We start from the raw sequence: 20607 nt of genomic DNA, 5'->3' as shown, positions 1-20607 counted from the left end.
GTAAGCAACTACATAATTTTTTTAGTTTAAAACTTGTTAACTAGGTTTTACGCACATTGTTAGGAACTGTTTTTTTTGCATTGTAATTATTAAGTCTAATTTGAATTATTCTTTTAACTTCTCCTTCTTTCGAATTATCTAATACTTTTTGTAATTCGTTAATATCTATATTTTCGATTAAATGGACTAAAGCCCATTCAACTTCGTAGCAACTTTCATCAGTTGGTGGTGAAAGATTCACCAAATTTACAGCTGTCTCATAATCAATTGGTAATGTGAATTTCTGTAGCAAATTATCAAACTCTTTAAGCGGAAAATCTACTTCATCTGAAATTTCAGAAGTAGGTAGTTTCCCAATTTTATTTAGCTGTCCGATTATTTCTTTATTATTCATTCTTCTATTTCCCATTTTCCAATTTGGAAATCAAATTTAGCAAACTCTCCTGTGTCTGTAAATTCAGAAGCTGTCATTCCGATTTCAAAAATTGAATTTTCATTCCAATTTGCAGTAAAATAAAGTGCTCTTTTGGCTAACAAGGCTGTTCCAAAATCTTCATTTTGATGTCTAAAATATAATCTATAACTATCTTCTTTTACGATTTCGTAATCATATTTTATCAATCGTTTTTAAAGTCATTATTTAATTGCTCTGTGTCCACTTTTATAGGCTTATATTATAAATAACGATGGTTTTAATAAGTTATAAATTCAGAAAATTTTTCATTTTTAATCGATTCCCATTCTTCCTTTATGATGCTATAGTAAACATCAGTTCTGCTTTCTCCATTTGGGGCAATATAGTTGTTTCTGAAAACACCTTCTTGTTGTGCGCCTAATTTTTCAATTGCTTTTTGCGATCTTAAGTTTTGTTTATCGGTACTAAATTGTATTCTTTTAAATCCGATATTTTCAAAACCAAATTTTAGTAATTCGTACTTGCAAGCTTTGTTTAAGCCTGTGCCTTGAAATTCGGTTCCGTACCAAGTCCATCCAATCTCACATTTTTTATTTGCAGTATTTACATTACCATATCTTGTGCAACCTGCAACTTTGTTTGTCTCTTTATCAATAATTAAAAAAGGGTAACACAGGCGGTTGTTTTTATCTTTAATGGTTTTTGCAATGTAGTTTTTTAAGCCTTGTTCGTTATTTATGTTCATTCCCATAAATTTCCAAATTTCCTTATCAAAAACTATTTCTTTGAGTTCTTCATTTCTTTCATTATCAAAGGGAACAAGTAATACCCTGTCATTTTCTAATTGAAAGTCTGATTTTAATATTTTTATTTTCATTTTTAATTTTGTTGTTAACGATTTAAGTGTGAAACGCAGCTCATATAAAGACGCTAACTTTTTTAAAGCGAATCAATTTTTGTGATTTTATAAATATACAAAAGGAACTAGGTTTAGTACTTTATATTTTTATTCCTTTTTCATTAACAATAAATAATATCGTCTAGTTTAATTAAAAAAGGGGTGACTTATTTCTAAGTCACCCCTTTTTACGTTTTCATTTTTAATTGCTTACTCTACAGCAATACTAAAAGTCGCAAGAACATCTGTTTCTCCTCCAGCATCAACAATACCATCATTAGGCTTAGTAGGCTCATGGCGCAATGTAAAGGTAATAGTACCTGAGCTTATGTCTCCTGCTGTTAATGTAAAGGCAGTACCAAGAGGGTTTCCGTCTTCATCAAAATTTGCATATTCAGTAGTTACATCAAGTCCTGAACTTATTGTGTAAAAAAATTGGTGCTCATCACTTTCCTCTTCAACTTCTTCAGTAATATTTTCTGCAGGGCTTTCTGTTTCATTCAATAAAACAATACCACCATCGTATACCATACCTGCTATTAAGTTACCTGATACAGTTATAACAGGATCATTAGATCCATCACCATCTAAATCTTGTGTTTGTAGGGTTATAGTTTCTCCATCATCTTGTGGTGTAAGTGTAACGGTTAATGTTGTAATTATCTCTTCTTCATTTACAATTTCTGGTATATTATCATCATCATCGTTTGAACATGCAGTAAATGCAAGACTTGCTAATACAGATAAGCTTAAAATTTTAATTGTTTTCATTTTAATTGTTTTAATAGATTAATAATTGAATTTAAGATTGAATAAAATATTTCTGCCTAAATCATCTGCGTAATAACGTAGGCTGTTTAAGTAATTTCTGTAACTTGTGTTTAAAAGGTTTGTAATACTCAAACCTAGCGTCAGGTTTGATTTTTGATTTATGGGAAAATCCATGCTTGATCTAAAATTTAATAAATGGTACGCGTCAGGAGGTGTGCTTACATCAACTAATTCGAAAGTTTCAGATTCAGCAATGTAAACTTCAAAATTATTGTTAGGATATTCGTTTTGACGAAATACAAACTCACTTTGTAATGCTAATTTTAAATTGTTAACTTTTGCATTTTCGTAAGTAATTTCATTGGTTGTGTTTGCTGGAGGCATGTTGATTAAAGGTTCGCCTTCACTGCGCTCATATCCTTTTACTAATGAAAATTGATGTTTCAATTTGAGATTATTAGTAAATGCATATGAAGCATCAATATCTACCCCTAATAATTGAGCATTGGTTTGCCTATATTCCCACACTTGAAAATTACCTCTTATGGTTTGCTCTACTTCAGTAGGTTCAATAACAATAAAATTGTTAATATTGTTTATAAAGGGTTGAACTGAGAACCCAAAAACAGCACCTTCTTTTTGCAATGTTAAAGCTACTTTATTGGCAATTTCACTTGTAAAACTTAAATCACCTAACTCAATTCTTGAAGCAGAATGGTGCAGGCCTTCACTAAATAGTTCTGATGGGTTTGGTACGCGAGATGCCAAAGAGTAATTTAAGAACAATTTATAATTGTTTTTAAAAGAATATGTTGAACCTAGTGTACCTGATATATTATTGAAATTATACTCCGGATTTGTTAAAATTTGATTGTCAAATTCTTCAACCACTATTTCAGGAAAAAGCTCATCATAATTTCTGTCTTCCCAAAACGATGTTCTATAAAATTTATAGACATCCATATAGGTGTAATCAAACCTAGCACCAGCTTCTACTAACCAATTTTCTTTTAATTGAAATGAACTAATACCGTAGATTCCTAAATCATATTTTTTATAATCAGGAATTAACCTGCGAACTCCAGTACTTGGGTCCGCAAAATTATCTTGATACCTAGCTATTATACCAGATTTTAAAGTAGTGTTTTCTGATAATTTACTATCAATATCTAATAACAGCGTATGTGTTTTTAAAACAAGATCTAATGAAGGTGTATCAGCAGCATCACCAATACGGATATCGTACTCTAATCTTTGATTTTGTTGAAAATCATATTGAAGGTCTATCTTACCAAAACCATCAAACTTTTTAAAAGCTTTTATGCGAGCTAAATGATGCGTAATATCTTGCCTTGGGTTATTGATAGCATAAGTAAAGTCGTTAATAACTAATGGAATATCGCTATTTATAGCTCGAACTTGGTCTTCTGCACCACCAATATGAGACGCTGATAATATTCCTATTTCGTTTTTATAAAAAGAGTAATATCCTTCAATGCCATAATTAAATTTATTAAGTCCAAAACGTAATGATGCATTGCGCTCAAAAGTGCCAGTATTGCTTAGTGTGTAGTCTGGTGCTTCAAAATCGCCATAACGTTTTAAAGTTCCTTGTACAGTTCCGAACCAGCCATTGTCATAGCTTTTAGTGAGTTTTGATGTTACTGTAGAACCTCTTCCGTTAGAACTAGCGCTAAGTAGTGTTTTGCCGTATAAACTATCTTTAATAAAAATCTTTTCCGGCTCAGTTATAATTACTCCTGCAATTGCATCGCCTCCATATTGTATAGCACCTGCACCTTTAATTAGTGTAATATTTTCAGCTGTGTTAATATCAATATTAGGGGCGTGTTCAACTCCCCATTCTTGATCTTCCATACGAACGCCATTATTGATAAGTACAACTCTGCTGCTATGTAACCCGTTAATAATAGGTTTAATAATAGTACTACCTGTATTTAATGAGCTTACACCTGAAATACTTTTTAAGGCATCACCTAAAGATCCATTACTAAATTGCTCTATTTTTTCTTTAGATAATTTATTTTCAGACACCGTATTAAGCTTATGCTTTGTGTGGCCTTTAAGTACTATTTCATTTAATTCTTCTAGATGATGTTCTAAATAAAAGGTTTTATTAATGTTGCCATCTACATTCACTTTGTATCCGTTTGTTAAACAATACGGATGTGAAATTTGTAGGGCATACATTTCATTACATAATTCAGGAAGTATAAACTTTCCTTCATTATCAGTAAATACAGTTTGTTCGGTTCCTGCAACAATAATCATCGCTCCAACTAGAGCTGTACCATCATGTAAGTCAATTACTTTTCCGGATAGAGAATTATTGCAATTTTGCGAAAATGAAACAATGCTAAAAAATAGCAAAGCCATCAGTGCATAAATGCGCATAGATATTCTTGATTAAATAATAATAAAAAGATTTTTAATTAAGCAAGAATGCAGGGAGGGCCCCTTAATGAAGTATTATTGTTATTTAATAAATTGGAAAATTGAGTTGTAAAACTAGTAACCATTTTTGATGGTATGCTTATTTTCGCAAACTCTTGATATTTTATAATATCATAATTAAAAGAAAAGAAATGAAAGTCACAAATATGACATTCTGATACTTTTTGGTGTATATGAGTGCTTTTCTGTTTACAAGAAATATCTTCATGACCTTCAAAAGCATGAGTGAACTGAATAGCAGAAGGAAATAGCAAGGCACTCAGTAAAAATACCGAAGCTATAGCTTTACCTATTACTGTTCTTTCTTTCATTAAACTTTTTATCAATTTACAATATTAGAAAACAATTTAACATAGCGCAACTTAAAACGGACTTATAGTGGTTTTTAACTTTTTGTTATAAGTTTATTTTTTCAAACCCCTTCTTTTTTAGCTTCCACTCAATAACTTTCCCTTTGTGATTGTAAAACCCTGTATCATCGAGTTCTCCATAATAATTATAGGATAGTATTTTAAGTTCAGGTGAGTATTTTAAATTGATTTTATCACCTCTGTTGGCTCCAATATAAAGGTCCGCTTTGTTATTAAATATATTAGTATCACACTTAACTAGTGTTTCGTTTTCTATTTTATACAAGGTAACTGTACTGTAATGTTTTCCACCACAGCAAGTGCCCCAGCCCAGCATTAAATAATAAGGGTTATTATCTATTTCTATAAACTGTAAGTCTGTAATAAAAATTTCTTCATACCCTGGTCCTTTATAATTTAAATCTAAAGATTTTATGACACCTGATTTTGTTTTGTACTGAGCGTAGTTAATTGAAGAATGGCAACAACCACTATCTCTTTTTTCCCAAGTATATGTTTTTAGCACTCCATCAAGCGAGTGTTTAATATTTATTTGTTTAGCTAAACTATCATAAGGGTTATAAAAACTTGTAGAATCTTGCAGCTCTTTAATAAATCTTTCTTTAAGAAACGGGAATATATGGAAAGATAGTTCTATATCAGCTTCTCGATATAATTTAAAAGATGATGATAATAGCTCATCTGAATAATTGTCATTTGCCTGCCCTAAAAGAGAAGTTATTGAAAATATAGTTATCGTAATGAGTATTAATTTTTTCATTTTTATTCGATTCTAGCTTTGTGATTTTTATTGTTCTGAAAAGGTGCTTTATTTATGAAGCAACCTATCTAATTTTTTTTTCAAGAATGTAACATCTTCATCAGTAATTATTTCTTTTAAAAACATAACTTTTTTTAATTCACCATTTTTTTTATAATTTATAATGATTTTACGTTTTTGAATATCGTAACTTTCTAATTCTTTATTTAAAATAAGTTTTTTATTCATACCTACTTGAAAAACAAAATGCTTTTCAAAAAAAGTAAATGTTTTGATATTCATTTTTAAGAAACCTATAATAATAAAAACTACTCCCAAAATTAGTGGCATTAAAACTAGCGTTTTGCTCATAGCTGTTAAAATAAGCGTCCCAAGAATAAAAATACCTGCTACAACAAAAGATTGATTTTTACCTTTCCAACTTAATCCTATTTCTTCAGTTTTATTTTCCATAATTTTCTTTATTAAATTTAGACTCTTCTATGTTGCTAATTTTCTTTTGTATCCCCATTATTCCTATAATGCCAATGGGTATAAAAAGAATACTCGCAATGTAGAAAATTATACTACCTATTTTTATTTGATTGCTTATTATTAGAATGAGGCCTATTATACAGAAGATATAGGCAATTAATGTCATTATAAAAAGAGTAGCGTACTCAGGTGATAACCCAATAAAAAGTAGAATTAAGATGTTTAAAAACATCCCTACATATGCTAATGTATTTATTTTATTCATAATTTTTTCCTAAACTTAAAAGCTAGTTAAATTGATTATATACTTTATTAGTTTTATTTAAATATTTGTGTTGAGCTTTTATAGTGCCAACGATTTGAATAAGTATTTTTGTTACTGTATGTGGGTTTTATTCGATTTTAGCTTTATCATTTACGCCATTAGAAATAGGTTGCATAACATGGTATCTTTTCATTTATGTTTAATTATTCCATATCCTATGGGTAAGGTATTTTATATATCTACTCACAGTAATTTGCAAATAAAGTGTGGGAAGTAGCATAATTTTTTTAAAATATGCACATACCTATACTGCAGCTAAATATACTATCTATTTATAATAAAATATAGAATAAAAACTACAAAATGTGGCAGTGTTGTAAAACTTCGTAATAATTAAGGTTGTTGCTTGGGTAATAATGTGGTTTAGCATCACCAAAATATTGATGTGTGATGCCCTAAGAATGGTTATTAAAAAGCGAGGCTTGTATGCCTGAAAAATTTTCGTTAGTATGAGTAAACGTTACAAATTTGTGATGGTTGTAGGCGTGATTTATAAAAGGATTAAATTTTATTTTTTTAGAAATTGTAAAAAAATAATTGACAGCAATTTCAATATTTTGATGTCTTGTTTTGACTTCATTTTCACCTATGTATTGATTATCGGTTATACACTCTACAATCAATACATTTTTATACCCATTTCAGTAAACAGCCATATTAATTTGGAGTTTTGTTATCAAAATTAAGGAGCGTCCCCAATTCGTAATTGGTACATGTTTCCTTTTAATATCAGGGCTTGTAATGCTATTAGGTGTTAAGGTTTTTTCTAGATTTGGGTTTGAGAAACTACTACTTATAAATAAGTATTTAAAAATAATGTAAGTCGAGCATCTTATGCTTCTGTAGGATGTTTTTTGAAGTTTAAGGGTTGCTTTAATTTGATATAATTATAACTCCTATATTTTATCTTATAGCAAACATTCCTTATTTTCGATGAAAATTTATTGAATGAAAATTGTTTCTTACAACGTAAACGGAATTAGGGCTGCTTTAAAAAAAGGATTTATAGAATGGTTACAAAGCGTAAACCCCGATGTTATTTGTTTGCAAGAAATAAAAGCACAAGAAGATCAGTTAGATTTAACGTTGTTTGAAGATGCGGGTTATAAATATAATTACTGGTTTAGCGCTCAAAAAAAAGGATATAGTGGTGTTGCTATTTTATCGAAAACAAAGCCAGATCATATCGAGTTTGGTACGGGTATAGAGTATATGGATTTTGAAGGTAGAAACCTTAGAGCTGATTTTGGAGATGTATCTATTATGAGTATGTATTTACCATCAGGAACAAATTCTGATCGATTGGAATTTAAATTTAAATACATGGCCGATTTTCAGGAATATGTAAATGATTTAAAAGTAAAACATCCTAACCTTATAATACTTGGTGATTATAATATTTGCCATGAGGCTATTGATATTCATAACCCAGTAGGACTTAAAAATACATCAGGGTTTTTACCTGTTGAGCGTGAGTGGATAGGTGATTTTATGGATAGCGGATTTATAGATAGTTTCCGTGTTTTTAATAAAGAAGCTGATAATTATACATGGTGGAGTTACCGTGCAAATGCAAGGAATAATAACAAAGGCTGGCGTTTAGATTATGGCTTAGTAAGTACACCTTTAGAAAGTAGACTTAAAAGGTCTGTTATTTTAGCTGAAGCAAAGCATAGTGATCATTGTCCGATTTTAGTTGAATTGAGTTAATATTTATTTTAATAAAAGATTACATATTTAGTACAAACCCTGAAATTTGATTTTAACAATTTTCAGAATACATTGTTTTTATGATCTACACTAAATTACCACATACCGATATTGAAGTCAGTAAAATTTGTTTAGGAACAATGACTTGGGGTATCCAAAATACCGAAGAAGAAGGTCATGAACAAATGAATTATGCCTTAGATAAAGGAATTAATTTTTTTGATACGGCAGAGTTATATCCAATACCTGCTAATAAAGACAAGCATTCTGTTACTGAAACTATAATTGGTAATTGGTTTCAGAAAAATAAAAATAGAGACAGAGTGATTTTAGGTTCTAAAATTGCTGGTAGAGCAGACATGACTAAATTTATTAGAACCACAGGTTTTAGTAAAGAAGCTTTAATTAGTGCTGTTGAAGGTAGTTTGTCGCGTTTACAAACTGATTATATAGATTTGTATCAATTACATTGGCCTGAGCGTAAAACCAATTATTTTGGGCAACGTGGCTATGTGCATGATGCTACCGATTTTTGGGAAGATAATTTTCATCAAATATTAGAAACGCTAAGAGATTTAGTAAGAGAAGGAAAAATTAGACAAGTTGGTATTTCTAACGAAACACCATGGGGTACAATGCGTTACTTAGAAGAGAGTAAAGTGCACGCAGGTTTACCAAGAATGATTACAATTCAAAACTCATACAACCTTTTAAATAGAGAATTTGAAACGGGTTTGGCTGAAGTAGCACATAGAGAAAATATTGGGTTATTAGCATATTCGCCTTTAGGTTTTGGAGTATTAAGTGGAAAATATTTAGGAGGTAGAATGCCTGACAATGCTCGTATTACTTTATTTCCTCAGTATAGTAGGTATATCGGTAAAGTAGCGGCAGAGGCAACCCAAAAATATTACGAGTTAGCACAAGCAAACGATTTATCATTAGCCCAAATGTCTTTAGCATTTGTTAATCAACAATCATTTGTTACGAGTAACATAATAGGGGCAACTTCAATGCGCCAATTAGAAGAAAATATTGGTAGTATTGATGTGGTTTTGACTAATGAAATTTTAGATGGCATTAAGAAAATTCATAATGAAATACCTAATCCTGCGCCTTAAGTCTAATAATATATTATCCAAATAAATAATTCGCTATATCTTCGATTTTTACAGCTAATTGTATTTTAATCTCAGTGTTTTTTAGAGTGATTTTGTTGTTTTTAGAAACGAAAATAGTGTGAAAGCCTAATTTTTCAGCCTCTAAAATACGTTGTTCTACACGTTGTACAGGTCTTATTTCGCCAGCTAAACCAACTTCGGCAGCAAAACACACTCCTTTTTCAATAGCAATATCTTCATTGCTAGAAAGTATTGCAGCAATAACCGCTAAATCTATTGCTGGGTCATCTACAGAAATACCACCTGTTATATTTAAAAAAACATCTTTAGCAGCCAGTTTAAAGCCTGCACGTTTTTCTAAAACAGCCAATAGCATGTTTAATCTTTTGGCATTATACCCTGTTGTAGAACGTTGAGGTGTACCATAAACAGCAGTACTTACTAAGGCTTGAATTTCAATCATTAAAGGTCTCATACCTTCTACTGTTGAAGCTATGGCTGTTCCGCTAAGCCCTTCGTCATTTTTAGAAATTAATATTTCAGATGGGTTATTCACTTCTCTCAAACCGCTGCCTTGCATTTCGTAAATACCAAGTTCTGATGTAGATCCGAATCTGTTTTTTAATGAACGTAAAATTCGATATACATAGTTTCTATCGCCCTCAAACTGAAGAACACTATCTACCATGTGTTCTAATATTTTTGGTCCAGCAATAGAGCCGTCTTTGGTGATGTGACCAATTAGGATTACAGGAGTATTCGTTTCTTTCGCAAATTTTATAAGCTCAGCAGTACATTCTCTAATTTGTGAAATACTACCAGCAGCCGATTCTATATGATCAGAATGTAATGTTTGTATCGAATCGATAACAACAATATCTGGCTCAGTAGCTTCAATTTGCCTAAAAATATTTTGTGTTTTAGTCTCTGTTAGAATTAGGCAGGTTTCGCTATTTGGATAAATACGATCGGCACGCATTTTTATTTGCTTCTGGCTTTCTTCACCTGAGACATACAATGTTTTATAAGGTAACTTTAAAGCAATCTGAAGTAATAAAGTACTTTTTCCAATGCCTGGTTCTCCTCCTAAAAGGGTTAGTGATCCAGGCACAAGTCCACCACCTAAAACACGATTAAATTCAAGATCAAAGGTATTAAGTCTAAGTTCTTTTTCAGTACTAATCTCATTAACTTTAAGCGGTTTAGAAACTACTTTGGCTGTGTTAGTAGGGGTTTTCCAACTTGATTTTTCTTCTTTCTGAATTACTTCTTCAACGACAGTATTCCATTCTTTGCAGCCAGAACATTGTCCTACCCATTTGGCATGTTGTGTACCGCAATTTTGACAAAAGAAAGTTGTTTTAGTTTTAGCCATTACCTGTTTTTACCTTTTGGATAAAGGTATTGCGGCAAAGATTAAAAACCAAAGATTGTTTATGAAATAGATTCGTTTAACGCTTGTTTAAAAGAACGAACAGAGCGGCTTATATCATTTATATCTGTAGCCCATGAGCAAATACTTACTCTAATTACCTTTTTATTATGCCAAACAGAACTGCCAACCCAGCATTCTCGAAGCTCTTGAATTTTAGTCATTGTTTTTAGTGTTAATTCGTCAGTCGCACAACAAACCAATACTTGATTAAAGACAACATCATTTAAAACTTGAAAACCTTCAATTTCGTTAATTTCTTTAGAAAATTGGATTGCCCTTTCGTGCATTCCTAAAATCATTTCGTCAATACCTGTTTTACCTAAGTTTTTTAAAATTGCCCAAAACTCTATAACTCTTGCTCTTCGAGACATTTCAGGAGTGTAAAACATACCATCACGTTCTTCGCTAGTAACAATATAACTACCTGCCATATGTAAAGCAGCGGTTGTGGCTTCAGGGTCATTACAGAGTAGTACGCCACTATCATATGGTGTGTTTAAAGTTTTATGGCCATCTACAGCCCAAGAGTTTGCTTTTTCGATTCCTTTTGTTAGATAATTTAATTTCGAAACTGCGGCTGCCCATAATCCAAAGGCACCATCAATGTGTACCCAAGCACCTGCTTTATTTGCTTTTTTACAAATGGTTTCAAAATCATCAAAAGAGCCACTATTTACATTACCTGCTTGTAAAATTAAAATAGTGCTATTGTCAAGTTCAGGTATTAAATCAGGTAATATTCTTCCTTGCTCATCTACATCTACCCATTCAATAATTTCTGTTCCAAAACCAACTAGGGTAATCGCTTTTAAAATTGTAGAATGTGTATGCTTGCCAGTAACTATTCTAATTTTCGGTGCGCCAAATAATCCTTTTTCATTCACATTCCAGCCTAAATTATAGAGACATCTATACCTAGCAGCAGCTAGTGCGCAAAAATTAGCACTTGATGTTCCGCTAACAAATCCGGCTACCGTTTTTTTAGGGAGGTTAAAAAGTTCTTTTAACCAATATTCTACAACGCTTTCGAGCTTAGACCCTATAGGGGAAAGCACGTGCATAGCAGGTGCTTGATCCCAAAATGTTGCAAGGTTTTTAGCAGCAAGTCCAACAGGTACTGAACTTCCAGATACAAAACCAAAATATCTACCTCCTAAAGTGGCTACTGTTGCAGGGGCTCCATATGTATTTAAAATATCTATTACGGAAACGGCATCTGTTGGTTCGGATGGCATATTTTCATCAAAAATATTTAAATTTTTTATAGCTGTATTAGTAGGGTATACATTACGATTAAATATGTTTATTAGGTTTTTGTAGCCGTATTTAAATGCTTTTTTAAAAACTTTCTTGTTGTCAATATCGCTATGTAATTTTTGTTGTATTGATGTTTTTTGTTTCATAGCTTTATTATTTGTGAAGCTTTATTTTTTGAGCACATCTTTCATTAAATCTGAAATAGAAATTTCATCAAGGATTGGTTCAAATGGCTTAATTTTATCTTCAGTTGCTATTTTTAAAATAGCGATTAATTTTTCGATAGATACGCCTAAGTAGTCTTGAAAATATGTTTCAAGATTATCGGTGCTTATACTGACTTTTTTAGCAAGTTGATTTTTTTTAATTGTTCCTTTTGAAGCTTTAATTAGTGTTATGCAATCTGAAAGTAAAGCAGTCGTGTCACTCTCTTTTTCTTTAAACTTTAATTGAATGTTTTCAAAGAATTTTTCTAATATCAAAATAGCTTCATTTGAGTTTTTGCTAAGAAGTATTTCGTTATTTAAAGTTGATAAAAATTTATTTTTTATTTCTGAAATTGAGATAAGTTTATTGGTTTTAAGGATACCCAAACTACTTAAAAAAAGGTAAAACCCTATTGGTGTAAATTTAATTCCTATACTGTTTAAATTGCCAAGGTTGGTTGTCATACAGGCATCTTCTTGTAAGTCTATTATAGATGATTGACTTATAGTATTAGGTTTTTCAGTAGAAGAAAGAGGTCTTTTTTTTATTCCCCCGTCTATAATAAATAAAACTTCAGGTAACCCATCGGGTAATTCAATATCAGGAAAATTATTTATGGTAGAATTTGAGTATACGTAAGCCACATAATTTTTTAATTGTGCTGGAATTTTAATTCTGTCCAAAATTACTTTCATATAGCTTAACTTATAGAATGACTAAACTCGTGTATCCAAAGATCTTTAAAATAGTTAAAACATAACAGATTCAGTTTTTGTATATTTGACCAGTACAGATGTGATTTATGGAAATAAAGAAAAGCAGGAAGAATACCTTTTTATATTTAGAAATTGCTCAAAAAATTGAATCTCAAATTTATGATGGTGTTTTAGCAACAGGTGATAAATTGCCATCAGTTCGGATTTTAAAAAATGAGTATGGAGTAAGTGTGAGCACTATTTTGCAAGCATATTATCATTTAGAGTCAAAAAGCCTTGTTGAGCCTAGACCTAGGTCTGGTTATTATGTTGTTTTTTGTTCAGAAAATAGACCTGAAGATCCTGAAAAAACAAACCCAAAGCAAAATGCGGTTTTAGGTAGTGTAACAGATATGATAATCGATTTTTATCATCATTTGAGTAATAAAAGTTTGGTTAATTTATCGTTAGGTGTGCCTTCAGCAGAATTGCTGCCTATTGCAAAACTTAATAAAACGATGCACGAAACCATAATAAAACTGCCAGCAGGTGGTACTTATTATGACAATATAGAGGGCAGTGAAAATTTAAGAAGACAGATAGCACAACGAACACTTTTATGGGGAGGTAATTTAGTCGAGAGTGATATTGTTATTACAGCTGGGTGTACAAATGCATTATTGTTAGCATTAATGGCAGTTACAAAAGCAGGAGATACAATTGTTGTAGAGAGCCCTGTTTTTTTTGGAATATTGCAGTTGGCAAACACTTTAAAACTTAGGGTGATAGAATTGCCTACTGACCCCAATTATGGTTTGGATATAGGTGCTTTAAAAAACTTGCTAAAGGTTAAAGAAATAAATGCAATTGTTTTAATTCCAAATTTTAGTAACCCCACAGGGAGTCTTATGCCTGATGAGCATAAAAAAGAAATAGTAAGTATTATTCAGCAGCACCAAATACCATTAATTGAAGATGATATTTGTGGGGAAATATATTATGGAAAAAAGAGACCTAGCACATGTAAGTTATATGATGATAGTGGGCTTGTAATGTGGTTGGGATCTTTTTCGAAAACCTTAGCGGGTGGTTACCGTATAGGGTGGATTGCGCCAGGAAGATTTAAATCTGATATTATGAAGCTTAAACTGTATTTAAGCTCATCAACAACAACAATACAACAAGAGGCAATAGCAGGGTTTTTGTCGACAGGAAGGTATGATTATCATTTGAGAAATTTAAGGCACACGTTTCATGCTAATAGTTTAAAATATATTAGAGCAATTGGTGATTATTTTCCGAAAGATACCTTAGTAAGTAAACCAAAAGGGAGTTTTTTTTTGTGGGTAGAACTAAACAAAAAGATAAAAACAAAAACGCTTTATGAAAGAGCAAAAAAGTGTAATGTAATATTTATGCCAGGTGATATTTTTACTTTGCAAGATCAATACCATAATTGCATGAGATTAAGCTATGCAATGGAGTGGAGTGATGAAATTGAAAATGGTTTAAAAAAATTAGGTTCGCTAGCTAAAGAAATGATGTAACTAGCGAATCTGTTTTTTTAAGTTTTTTAAAATCCGAAATCAGCTTTTAGGGCATCGATTTTTTCTAAAGCCATATCTTTAGTTAAAAAATCTATTTCATCCATTCCAAAAGCCTTTTCAAAAGTTCTTAAAGCTTTTTTAGGTTCGCCAATTTGCTCATAATATTCACCTTCAAAATAGAAGCCTAGCATCGTTTCTGGATATTCTTTTTTGCATAAATCTGATAATGGCTTTAATGATTCAAACTCTTCTTTTTTACGAGTAGCAGCATAAATTGCCATAATATCATTTAAATGCACATTTTTTCTAAACCCAAATAGCTTTTCAATCATATCATACTTTGTAGTCAGGTAATCAATAACAGGTTCTTGGCTAGTAAGTATTTGCGTTTTATATTCTTCTGTACTAATTGGTTTAAACATATTAAAAACATTATCAAACGCTTTTCCAATACCATAAGTAACTACTGATAAATGATCTGCAGATTCATATTCATCAAAAAAGTAATGAAGAGACTCGTTTTCGATAGCTTTTATTCCCGTATTTAAAACAGGCATTTGTTTGTCTTTTTTAGAATTTTCGCCGTCAGTAATAAGGTGGTAAAATAATGTTTTATCTGTTGCACTTAATCTCGCGGGAACTCTTGTTTCCATTTGAGGGGCTAATGTCGGAGAAATTGAAACGTATGAGTTAAATAAAGACTCTTCTTTAAATAGATAGTAGTTAGTAAAGTTTGCTGTAATATCATAGCCGATAATCATTTTAAGTGGAGCTATGTTGTAACTTGTCTCTAAATATGGAATTACTTCTTGACCTAAAAATTCGAAAAATAACTTTCCTTTTTCGGTTGGCAAACCTGATACATCATCAAATCCGCAATCTTCATATCTTAAATCATCTTTTGATTGATTAATGCCTACAATAATTGCCTCTGGCATTCCGTGAAATCTGCTATAAAATTCAGCAGTTGCAGTAACGGTGCTAAATAAGTATTCAGCATCTAAAACAACAATTAGTGGGTATTTTTTTTCTTTAGAATAGTTTTCGGGAACGTAATATTGAAGATCTCTTCGTTCTTGAAGCTTATAAGATTCAAATATTTCTTGAGTAACCTGTGCATTAATACTAAAACAAAGTAAAAGTGCAAATACGGGAAGTAATTGTTTCATGAATATATTTTTGACTAATGTGTTTTTATTGATTACGGTTTAATAACGGTAATACAAGAAAAGATATTGCACCAAACACAACAACCATTAAAGTTTGTGAAATCCACATTATCCAACCAAATGCATCTCCAGATATACTGCTAATTCCAAAAATAGCAAGTGCACTGCTTACGGCGATAGGGTATAAGCCAATACCTCCATTTGTAGCGGTCATGGCAAATGCTCCAAATACAAAAGCAACCAGTAGCTGACTAATAGATAATTCTATTGTTTCTGGAACAGTATATTTTATAACCCAAAACATACCAACATATACGGCCCAAATAAAAAGTGTATGAAAAATAAAAGCCCACTTATTTTTCATTTTAAAAATACTGAGCACGCCTTGTATTAAACCTGTAGCAAACTCTTTTATTTTTATTAAAAAAGGGTGTGTAGATTTTTTTATGATATAAAATAGAATAGCAGCACCAACAATACCTACGCTAAGTAATATGATGATATTGGTTATGTTAAAGCCTTTGGTTTTAAAAAAATCTAAAATAATATCAGTTTGCAAAAAAAACGTAGTTATTACAATACTAAGCAGCATAATTAAATCGATAACTCGTTCTGTAACAATAGTACCAAACCCTTTTTCGAAGGGTACTTTTTCGTACGTTGTTAAAGCTGTTGCTCTTAAAATTTCTCCAGACCTAGGAATACCTAAATTGGCAAAGTATGCAGTTAAAATTATTAAAACATTATTGGCTATTTTTGGTTTGTAGCCTAACGGTTCTAATAAATAATTCCAACGAATTGCTCTTGAGAAGTGACTTAGAATTCCTAAGAAAACAGATAAGCCTACCCATAAAAGGTTTGCTTCTTTAATGTAAAAAATTATTTGCTTTCTGTCTTCAGGTGATGTGGAGTTGTAAGAATACCAAACCAAAAAAACTCCCAAGGCTATTGGGAGTATTGTTTTTAAATTCTTTTTTATATTTTTTTTCAACTTAGTTCAATAAATTGTTTTCTTCATTCGGGAATACCAATGATGGGTTGAAGGTTTTAGCTTCTTCAATATCCATTTGTCCGTACGTGATTAAAATAAGAATGTCACCAACAGCGACTCTCCTAGATGCAGCTCCGTTTAAAGTAATTTCGCCACTTTTTCTTGGTCCAGGTATAGCGTACGTTTCAAGACGCTCACCATTGTTGTTATTTACAATTTGAACCTTTTCTCCGCGAATGATATTAGCAGCATCCATTAAATCTTCATCAATAGTAATACTACCGATATAATTTAAATCAGCTCCAGTGACTTTTACACGGTGAATTTTAGATTTTACAACTTCTATTAGCATAGTACAAAGTTAATAAATTACAAAGCAATGTTATCTATAAGACGAATTTCGTCTGCAAAAACAGCAATAAAAGCTCTGTATTTTTTATTTTTAATTTTTGAAATAACGGGTTTTAGATCTTCACTATCTGAAATTTGAAAATATTCTAATTTAAAATTCTGATTATTTTCAAATTCATTTTCAACCCACTTAATTACATCTAATGCACTTTTTGTGCCAAACTTATTTTTAGCTTCTAGTAGAGTCTGGTATATAAAAGAAGCTTTTTCTCTAAGTTCTTTTGGCAGTCTTTCATTTCTAGAACTCATTGCAAGGTCATTAGCTTCTCTAACAATTGGGCAACCGATAATTTCTACAGGAATATTTTTTATAGCAACTAATTTTCTGATTATTTGCAGCTGTTGAAAGTCTTTTTCGCCAAAATAAGCTTTTGTTGGTTTTATTGATGTTAGTAATTCTTCAACAATTGTTCCAACGCCATTAAAATGATTATCTCTAAATTCACCCTCCATAACTCTGTCTAAACCTTCAAAATTATATACTTCAGCTTTTACATTAGCTGCGTAAATTTCCTCAACAGAAGGTGTGTAAACAATAATTTCATCTGAAACAGAAGTGATTAAAGACAAGTCGTTCTCTAAAGTTTTAGGGTATTTCTCTAAATCTTCCTTGTTATTAAACTGAGTTGGGTTAACAAAAATACTAACAACTAAAGAGTCATTTTCATTAAAAGCTTTTTCGATTAATGAGAGATGCCCTTTGTGTAAAGCTCCCATTGTTGGGACTAAACCAAGGGTTTTTGATTGAGAAAGAATTACTGACAAAGTGTCTTTTAATTCATTTTTTGTGTTTATCAATTGCATTAATAAGTATTTATCAAGCCGCAAACTTATATAATTACTGGTAATCTGCATAATTTTTGTAATTTTGCACCCACGCCGAGAAAATAAATAAAAAATAGCTTTTATGAATGGTAAAAAGATATTGTTTGTATCTTCAGAATTAGTACCCTACTTACCCGAGAACGAAGTTTCTTTAATGTCTTACGAGACACCAAAGATGGTTAACGGAAATGGAGGCCAGATAAGAATCTTTATGCCTAGGTACGGTAACATCAATGAACGCCGCCACCAATTGCATGAAGTAATTAGGTTGTCTGGGATGAATTTGGTAATTAATGACATGGATATGCCTTTAATTATTAAAGTAGCATCGATTCCTAAGGAAAGAATACAAGTATACTTTATTGATAATGAAGAGTACTTTAAGAGAAAAGCAACATTTACTGATGAAGATGGTACGCTTTTCCCTGATAATGATGAACGTGCAATATTCTTTGCAAAAGGAATTGTAGAAACAGTTAAGAAATTAAACTGGTCTCCAGATATTATTCACGTACATGGATGGATGGCATCTTTAGTGCCATTGTATTTAAAGAAATATTATGCTGATGAACCATTGTTTTCTGAAAGCAAAGTAGTTACTTCAGTATATTCTAAAGGGTTTGAAGGTGAGTTAAGTTCTGAAATGGTTAAGAAAATTGCTTTTGATGGCATTTCAGAAGATAGCGTTGAAGCTTTGAAGAAACCTGATTATAATAATTTGTTAAAAGTAGCTGTAGATTATTCTGATGCTGTAATTTTAGCTGCAGAAGAAGTCTCAGAAGACTTGAGTAACCATATTACCAACCTTGAAAAACCAGTGCTAAAGTATGTTCCTTTTCATGAATTTGAAGAAGCATACGCAAATTTTTACAACACTGAAGTTTTAAAATAAATTACATGGCATTTTATAAAAGATTGGCTACGCCTATTATTGCAGCAGTTATTTCTGTTGCAATATTTTCTTCTTGTGAAGAAGAGTTAACGGCAATTGGTGATGGTGTAATCGGAGAAAATCCTTTTGAGACCGGAGTTGAGGTTTTTGATGTTTTTGCATATAACAAAAAAATCAATTCAGTTAAAACAAACGGTTTGCCATTATACCAATTAGGTAATTTTGATGATCCTTTATATGGGAAAACAGTTGCTAGTATAACAACGCAGCTTCAAATTTCTTCAGCTGCACCAATTTTTGGTTCAATATCAGAATCAGAAGAAGGAACTTCTGATACTTTAATTGAGGAAAATGAGATCGTAAAAGAAGTTCGATTATTCATTCCATATGTAACAAATGCTATTGATACAGATGGAGATGGTGTTGTAGATGATTTAGACGTCGACCCGGAAGATCCTAATAGTGATTCTGATGGTGATGGATTTTCTGATAATGACGAAAGGATTGCTGGTACAAATCCATTAAGCAGTACTAATGACAATATAGCTTTTCCTAAAAAATTCGTTTTAGATAGTATTTTTGGAAATAGAGATGCTGCTTTCAATATAAAAATTGAAGAATCTAAGTTTTATTTACGTGATTTAGATCCTAATACAAATTTCGAACAATCTCAAGAATACTTTTCAAATAAAGAGTTTTCACCTGAGTTTATAGGCGATTTAATTCATGAAGGGCAAGAGACAGTAAGAGATACTGAACTTCTGTTTTTTAATGAAGATGATGCTGATACAGAAGATACTGATGAAAGCCTTACTGTTGATAAGACAATAGCTCCAGGTATATGGGTTTCATTAGATAATACAGCTTTTTTCCAAGAAAGAATATTAGATAAAGAAGGTAGTAATGAGTTGTCTACAAATGAAAATTTTAAAGAATTCTTAAGAGGTTTACATATTACAATCTCTGAATCTGATGATATATTTATGTTATTAAATTTATCAGCTGCTACTGTAACTATTACGTATGAGTATGACTCATTAGTAGATGGAGTATTAGAAAAAGCAGAAGAAGATTTTGTTTTAGGTTTTGTTGGCGGTGGTGCTATCGATTTAACTACAGGAGGATTGACTACTAAGGTTGGTAATGCTGTAAATACATTTATTAATGAAGAATATCCTGTTGAAATAACAGAAGCATATAACTCATTAGAAAGTGCTGAAAAAATATATTTAAAAGGAGGGGCGGGTTCTTATGCTGAAATCAAACTTTTTAGCGAAGATGATGCAATAGGTGCTAGTATCATTGATGAGTTAAAATCTAACAATTGGGTTATTAATGAAGCGAGCTTAGTTTTTTATGTAGATAGAGAAACTCTAGATGCAGCAGGAGACGTTGAAGAGCCTTTGCGTTTGTATTTGTATAATACGGAAACAAATCAACCTTTGTATAATATCGCTACAGATTTTAGCTTGCAAACGGGGTCGTCTTTAGATTCTTATTTGTTTTATGATGGAATTTTGGAAAAAGAAAGTAGTAAAGGGGTTCAGTATAAAATCCGTATTACAGATTATATAAATAATTTACTTATCAGAGATGGTGAGAATGTAACTTTAGGTCTTTCTTTAACTTCAGATATTAGAATTGTAAGCGTAGGAAGTGCTATGTTGAATTCTGGTGAGGTAAACGTGCCAGTTATGTCTACTATAAATCCATTGGGAACCGTTCTTTTCGGAAACAATGTTGATGACTCGAATTCTGATAAACAATTAAAACTAGAAATCTCATATACAAAGCCAAATTAAATAGGCTTTTGTAAATACCATTTACAGTTATTTTTCGTTATTCATCTATATTTTAA

The 20607-nt window shown here is 31.3% G+C and carries 20 protein-coding genes; 5 read left to right on the top strand and 15 right to left on the bottom strand.

Features of this window, described 5'->3' with window-relative positions; genetic code table 11:
• Positions 1–40: 40 nt before the first annotated feature.
• The 8 genes from H0I23_RS12990 to H0I23_RS12955 form a co-directional block, all read right to left on the bottom strand.
• Positions 41–409 (bottom strand): hypothetical protein, encoded by a 369-nt coding sequence (locus H0I23_RS12990; protein ID WP_216783724.1) that lies wholly within the window; start codon positions 407–409, stop codon positions 41–43.
• Entirely contained in the window at positions 391–621 is a 231-nt protein-coding gene (locus H0I23_RS12985; protein ID WP_216783723.1) for a hypothetical protein, read from the bottom strand. Before H0I23_RS12985 ends, H0I23_RS12990 begins: the two co-directional genes overlap by 19 nt.
• A gap of 71 nt (positions 622–692) precedes the next feature.
• Positions 693–1292: a GNAT family N-acetyltransferase gene (locus H0I23_RS12980; protein WP_216783722.1), complete on the bottom strand. Its 600-nt coding sequence runs from the start codon at positions 1290–1292 to the stop codon at positions 693–695.
• A gap of 231 nt (positions 1293–1523) precedes the next feature.
• The gene (locus H0I23_RS12975) at positions 1524–2084 is read right to left on the bottom strand and encodes a type 1 periplasmic binding fold superfamily protein (RefSeq protein WP_216783721.1); all 561 of its coding nucleotides are present in this window, start codon (positions 2082–2084) and stop codon (positions 1524–1526) included.
• Between the two features lie 18 nt (positions 2085–2102).
• Positions 2103–4499, bottom strand: a complete 2397-nt coding sequence (locus H0I23_RS12970) for a TonB-dependent receptor domain-containing protein (protein ID WP_216783720.1) — start codon at positions 4497–4499, stop codon at positions 2103–2105.
• A gap of 38 nt (positions 4500–4537) precedes the next feature.
• Positions 4538–4870 carry a hypothetical protein gene (locus H0I23_RS12965; protein ID WP_216783719.1) on the bottom strand — a complete coding sequence of 111 codons (333 nt, stop codon included), beginning with the start codon at positions 4868–4870 and terminating at the stop codon, positions 4538–4540.
• 85 nt (positions 4871–4955) lie between these two features.
• A complete protein-coding gene (locus H0I23_RS12960) occupies positions 4956–5690 on the bottom strand; it encodes a hypothetical protein (RefSeq protein WP_216783718.1) in 735 nt (244 codons plus the stop codon).
• A gap of 48 nt (positions 5691–5738) precedes the next feature.
• Positions 5739–6143 carry a hypothetical protein gene (locus H0I23_RS12955; RefSeq protein ID WP_216783717.1) on the bottom strand — a complete coding sequence of 135 codons (405 nt, stop codon included), beginning with the start codon at positions 6141–6143 and terminating at the stop codon, positions 5739–5741.
• A 1294-nt stretch (positions 6144–7437) separates the two neighbouring features.
• Between H0I23_RS12955 and H0I23_RS12950 the strand changes: the two genes are divergently transcribed.
• Entirely contained in the window at positions 7438–8199 is a 762-nt protein-coding gene (locus H0I23_RS12950) for an exodeoxyribonuclease III (RefSeq protein ID WP_216783716.1), read from the top strand.
• 80 nt (positions 8200–8279) lie between these two features.
• Positions 8280–9320: an aldo/keto reductase gene (locus tag H0I23_RS12945; RefSeq protein WP_216783715.1), complete on the top strand. Its 1041-nt coding sequence runs from the start codon at positions 8280–8282 to the stop codon at positions 9318–9320.
• 13 nt (positions 9321–9333) lie between these two features.
• On the opposite strand, the gene radA is transcribed toward H0I23_RS12945, so the two are convergent.
• From radA to H0I23_RS12930, 3 genes are read right to left on the bottom strand one after another with little or no spacing between them, the layout of a single operon-like run.
• On the bottom strand, positions 9334–10695 hold the full coding sequence (radA, locus tag H0I23_RS12940) for a DNA repair protein RadA (RefSeq protein ID WP_216783714.1): 1362 nt from the start codon (positions 10693–10695) through the stop codon (positions 9334–9336).
• Between the two features lie 59 nt (positions 10696–10754).
• Complete coding sequence (locus H0I23_RS12935) at positions 10755–12158, bottom strand: aminotransferase class V-fold PLP-dependent enzyme (RefSeq protein WP_216783713.1); 1404 nt, start codon at positions 12156–12158, stop codon at positions 10755–10757.
• A 21-nt stretch (positions 12159–12179) separates the two neighbouring features.
• Complete coding sequence (locus tag H0I23_RS12930) at positions 12180–12914, bottom strand: hypothetical protein (RefSeq protein WP_216783712.1); 735 nt, start codon at positions 12912–12914, stop codon at positions 12180–12182.
• A gap of 107 nt (positions 12915–13021) precedes the next feature.
• Here H0I23_RS12930 and H0I23_RS12925 point away from each other — a divergent pair, with 107 nt between their 5' ends.
• Positions 13022–14461: a PLP-dependent aminotransferase family protein gene (locus tag H0I23_RS12925; RefSeq protein WP_216783711.1), complete on the top strand. Its 1440-nt coding sequence runs from the start codon at positions 13022–13024 to the stop codon at positions 14459–14461.
• Positions 14462–14487: 26 nt separating this feature from the next.
• On the opposite strand, the gene H0I23_RS12920 is transcribed toward H0I23_RS12925, so the two are convergent.
• Genes H0I23_RS12920 through panC form a run of 4 tightly spaced genes read right to left on the bottom strand, consistent with a single transcriptional unit; the run spans position 14488 to position 17836 of the window.
• Entirely contained in the window at positions 14488–15630 is a 1143-nt protein-coding gene (locus H0I23_RS12920) for an alpha/beta hydrolase (RefSeq protein ID WP_216783710.1), read from the bottom strand.
• A 25-nt stretch (positions 15631–15655) separates the two neighbouring features.
• Complete coding sequence (locus H0I23_RS12915) at positions 15656–16621, bottom strand: lysylphosphatidylglycerol synthase transmembrane domain-containing protein (protein WP_216783709.1); 966 nt, start codon at positions 16619–16621, stop codon at positions 15656–15658.
• Position 16622: 1 nt separating this feature from the next.
• On the bottom strand, positions 16623–16973 hold the full coding sequence (panD, locus tag H0I23_RS12910) for an aspartate 1-decarboxylase (protein WP_216783708.1): 351 nt from the start codon (positions 16971–16973) through the stop codon (positions 16623–16625).
• A 17-nt stretch (positions 16974–16990) separates the two neighbouring features.
• Positions 16991–17836, bottom strand: a complete 846-nt coding sequence (gene panC / locus H0I23_RS12905) for a pantoate--beta-alanine ligase (protein ID WP_216783707.1) — start codon at positions 17834–17836, stop codon at positions 16991–16993.
• Positions 17837–17939: 103 nt separating this feature from the next.
• Between panC and H0I23_RS12900 the strand changes: the two genes are divergently transcribed.
• Both H0I23_RS12900 and H0I23_RS12895 read left to right on the top strand, forming a co-directional pair.
• On the top strand, positions 17940–18749 hold the full coding sequence (locus H0I23_RS12900; RefSeq protein ID WP_216783706.1) for a glycogen/starch synthase: 810 nt from the start codon (positions 17940–17942) through the stop codon (positions 18747–18749).
• 5 nt (positions 18750–18754) lie between these two features.
• Positions 18755–20551, top strand: a complete 1797-nt coding sequence (locus H0I23_RS12895; RefSeq protein ID WP_216783705.1) for a DUF4270 family protein — start codon at positions 18755–18757, stop codon at positions 20549–20551.
• The last annotated feature ends 56 nt before the right edge of the window (positions 20552–20607 follow it).

The organism is Cellulophaga sp. HaHaR_3_176 (genome assembly GCF_019021925.1).
Lineage (GTDB): Bacteria > Bacteroidota > Bacteroidia > Flavobacteriales > Flavobacteriaceae > Cellulophaga.
Note: the sequence above shows the minus strand (reverse complement) of the source record. Positions and strands in the feature narration are given on the sequence as shown.

Excerpts from the sequence above, each read along its gene's own strand:
- H0I23_RS12990 (WP_216783724.1), bottom strand. The coding sequence starts at position 409 with ATGGGAAATAGAAGAATGAATAATAAAGAAATAATCGGACAGCTAAAT.
- H0I23_RS12980 (WP_216783722.1), bottom strand. The coding sequence starts at position 1,292 with ATGAAAATAAAAATATTAAAATCAGACTTTCAATTAGAAAATGACAGG.
- H0I23_RS12975 (WP_216783721.1), bottom strand. The coding sequence starts at position 2,084 with ATGAAAACAATTAAAATTTTAAGCTTATCTGTATTAGCAAGTCTTGCA.
- H0I23_RS12970 (WP_216783720.1), bottom strand. The coding sequence starts at position 4,499 with ATGCGCATTTATGCACTGATGGCTTTGCTATTTTTTAGCATTGTTTCA.
- H0I23_RS12965 (WP_216783719.1), bottom strand. The coding sequence starts at position 4,870 with ATGAAAGAAAGAACAGTAATAGGTAAAGCTATAGCTTCGGTATTTTTA.
- H0I23_RS12960 (WP_216783718.1), bottom strand. The coding sequence starts at position 5,690 with ATGAAAAAATTAATACTCATTACGATAACTATATTTTCAATAACTTCT.
- H0I23_RS12955 (WP_216783717.1), bottom strand. The coding sequence starts at position 6,143 with ATGGAAAATAAAACTGAAGAAATAGGATTAAGTTGGAAAGGTAAAAAT.
- H0I23_RS12950 (WP_216783716.1), top strand. The coding sequence starts at position 7,438 with ATGAAAATTGTTTCTTACAACGTAAACGGAATTAGGGCTGCTTTAAAA.
- H0I23_RS12945 (WP_216783715.1), top strand. The coding sequence starts at position 8,280 with ATGATCTACACTAAATTACCACATACCGATATTGAAGTCAGTAAAATT.
- radA (WP_216783714.1), bottom strand. The coding sequence starts at position 10,695 with ATGGCTAAAACTAAAACAACTTTCTTTTGTCAAAATTGCGGTACACAA.
- H0I23_RS12935 (WP_216783713.1), bottom strand. The coding sequence starts at position 12,158 with ATGAAACAAAAAACATCAATACAACAAAAATTACATAGCGATATTGAC.
- H0I23_RS12930 (WP_216783712.1), bottom strand. The coding sequence starts at position 12,914 with ATGAAAGTAATTTTGGACAGAATTAAAATTCCAGCACAATTAAAAAAT.
- H0I23_RS12925 (WP_216783711.1), top strand. The coding sequence starts at position 13,022 with ATGGAAATAAAGAAAAGCAGGAAGAATACCTTTTTATATTTAGAAATT.
- H0I23_RS12920 (WP_216783710.1), bottom strand. The coding sequence starts at position 15,630 with ATGAAACAATTACTTCCCGTATTTGCACTTTTACTTTGTTTTAGTATT.
- panD (WP_216783708.1), bottom strand. The coding sequence starts at position 16,973 with ATGCTAATAGAAGTTGTAAAATCTAAAATTCACCGTGTAAAAGTCACT.
- panC (WP_216783707.1), bottom strand. The coding sequence starts at position 17,836 with ATGCAATTGATAAACACAAAAAATGAATTAAAAGACACTTTGTCAGTA.
- H0I23_RS12900 (WP_216783706.1), top strand. The coding sequence starts at position 17,940 with ATGAATGGTAAAAAGATATTGTTTGTATCTTCAGAATTAGTACCCTAC.
- H0I23_RS12895 (WP_216783705.1), top strand. The coding sequence starts at position 18,755 with ATGGCATTTTATAAAAGATTGGCTACGCCTATTATTGCAGCAGTTATT.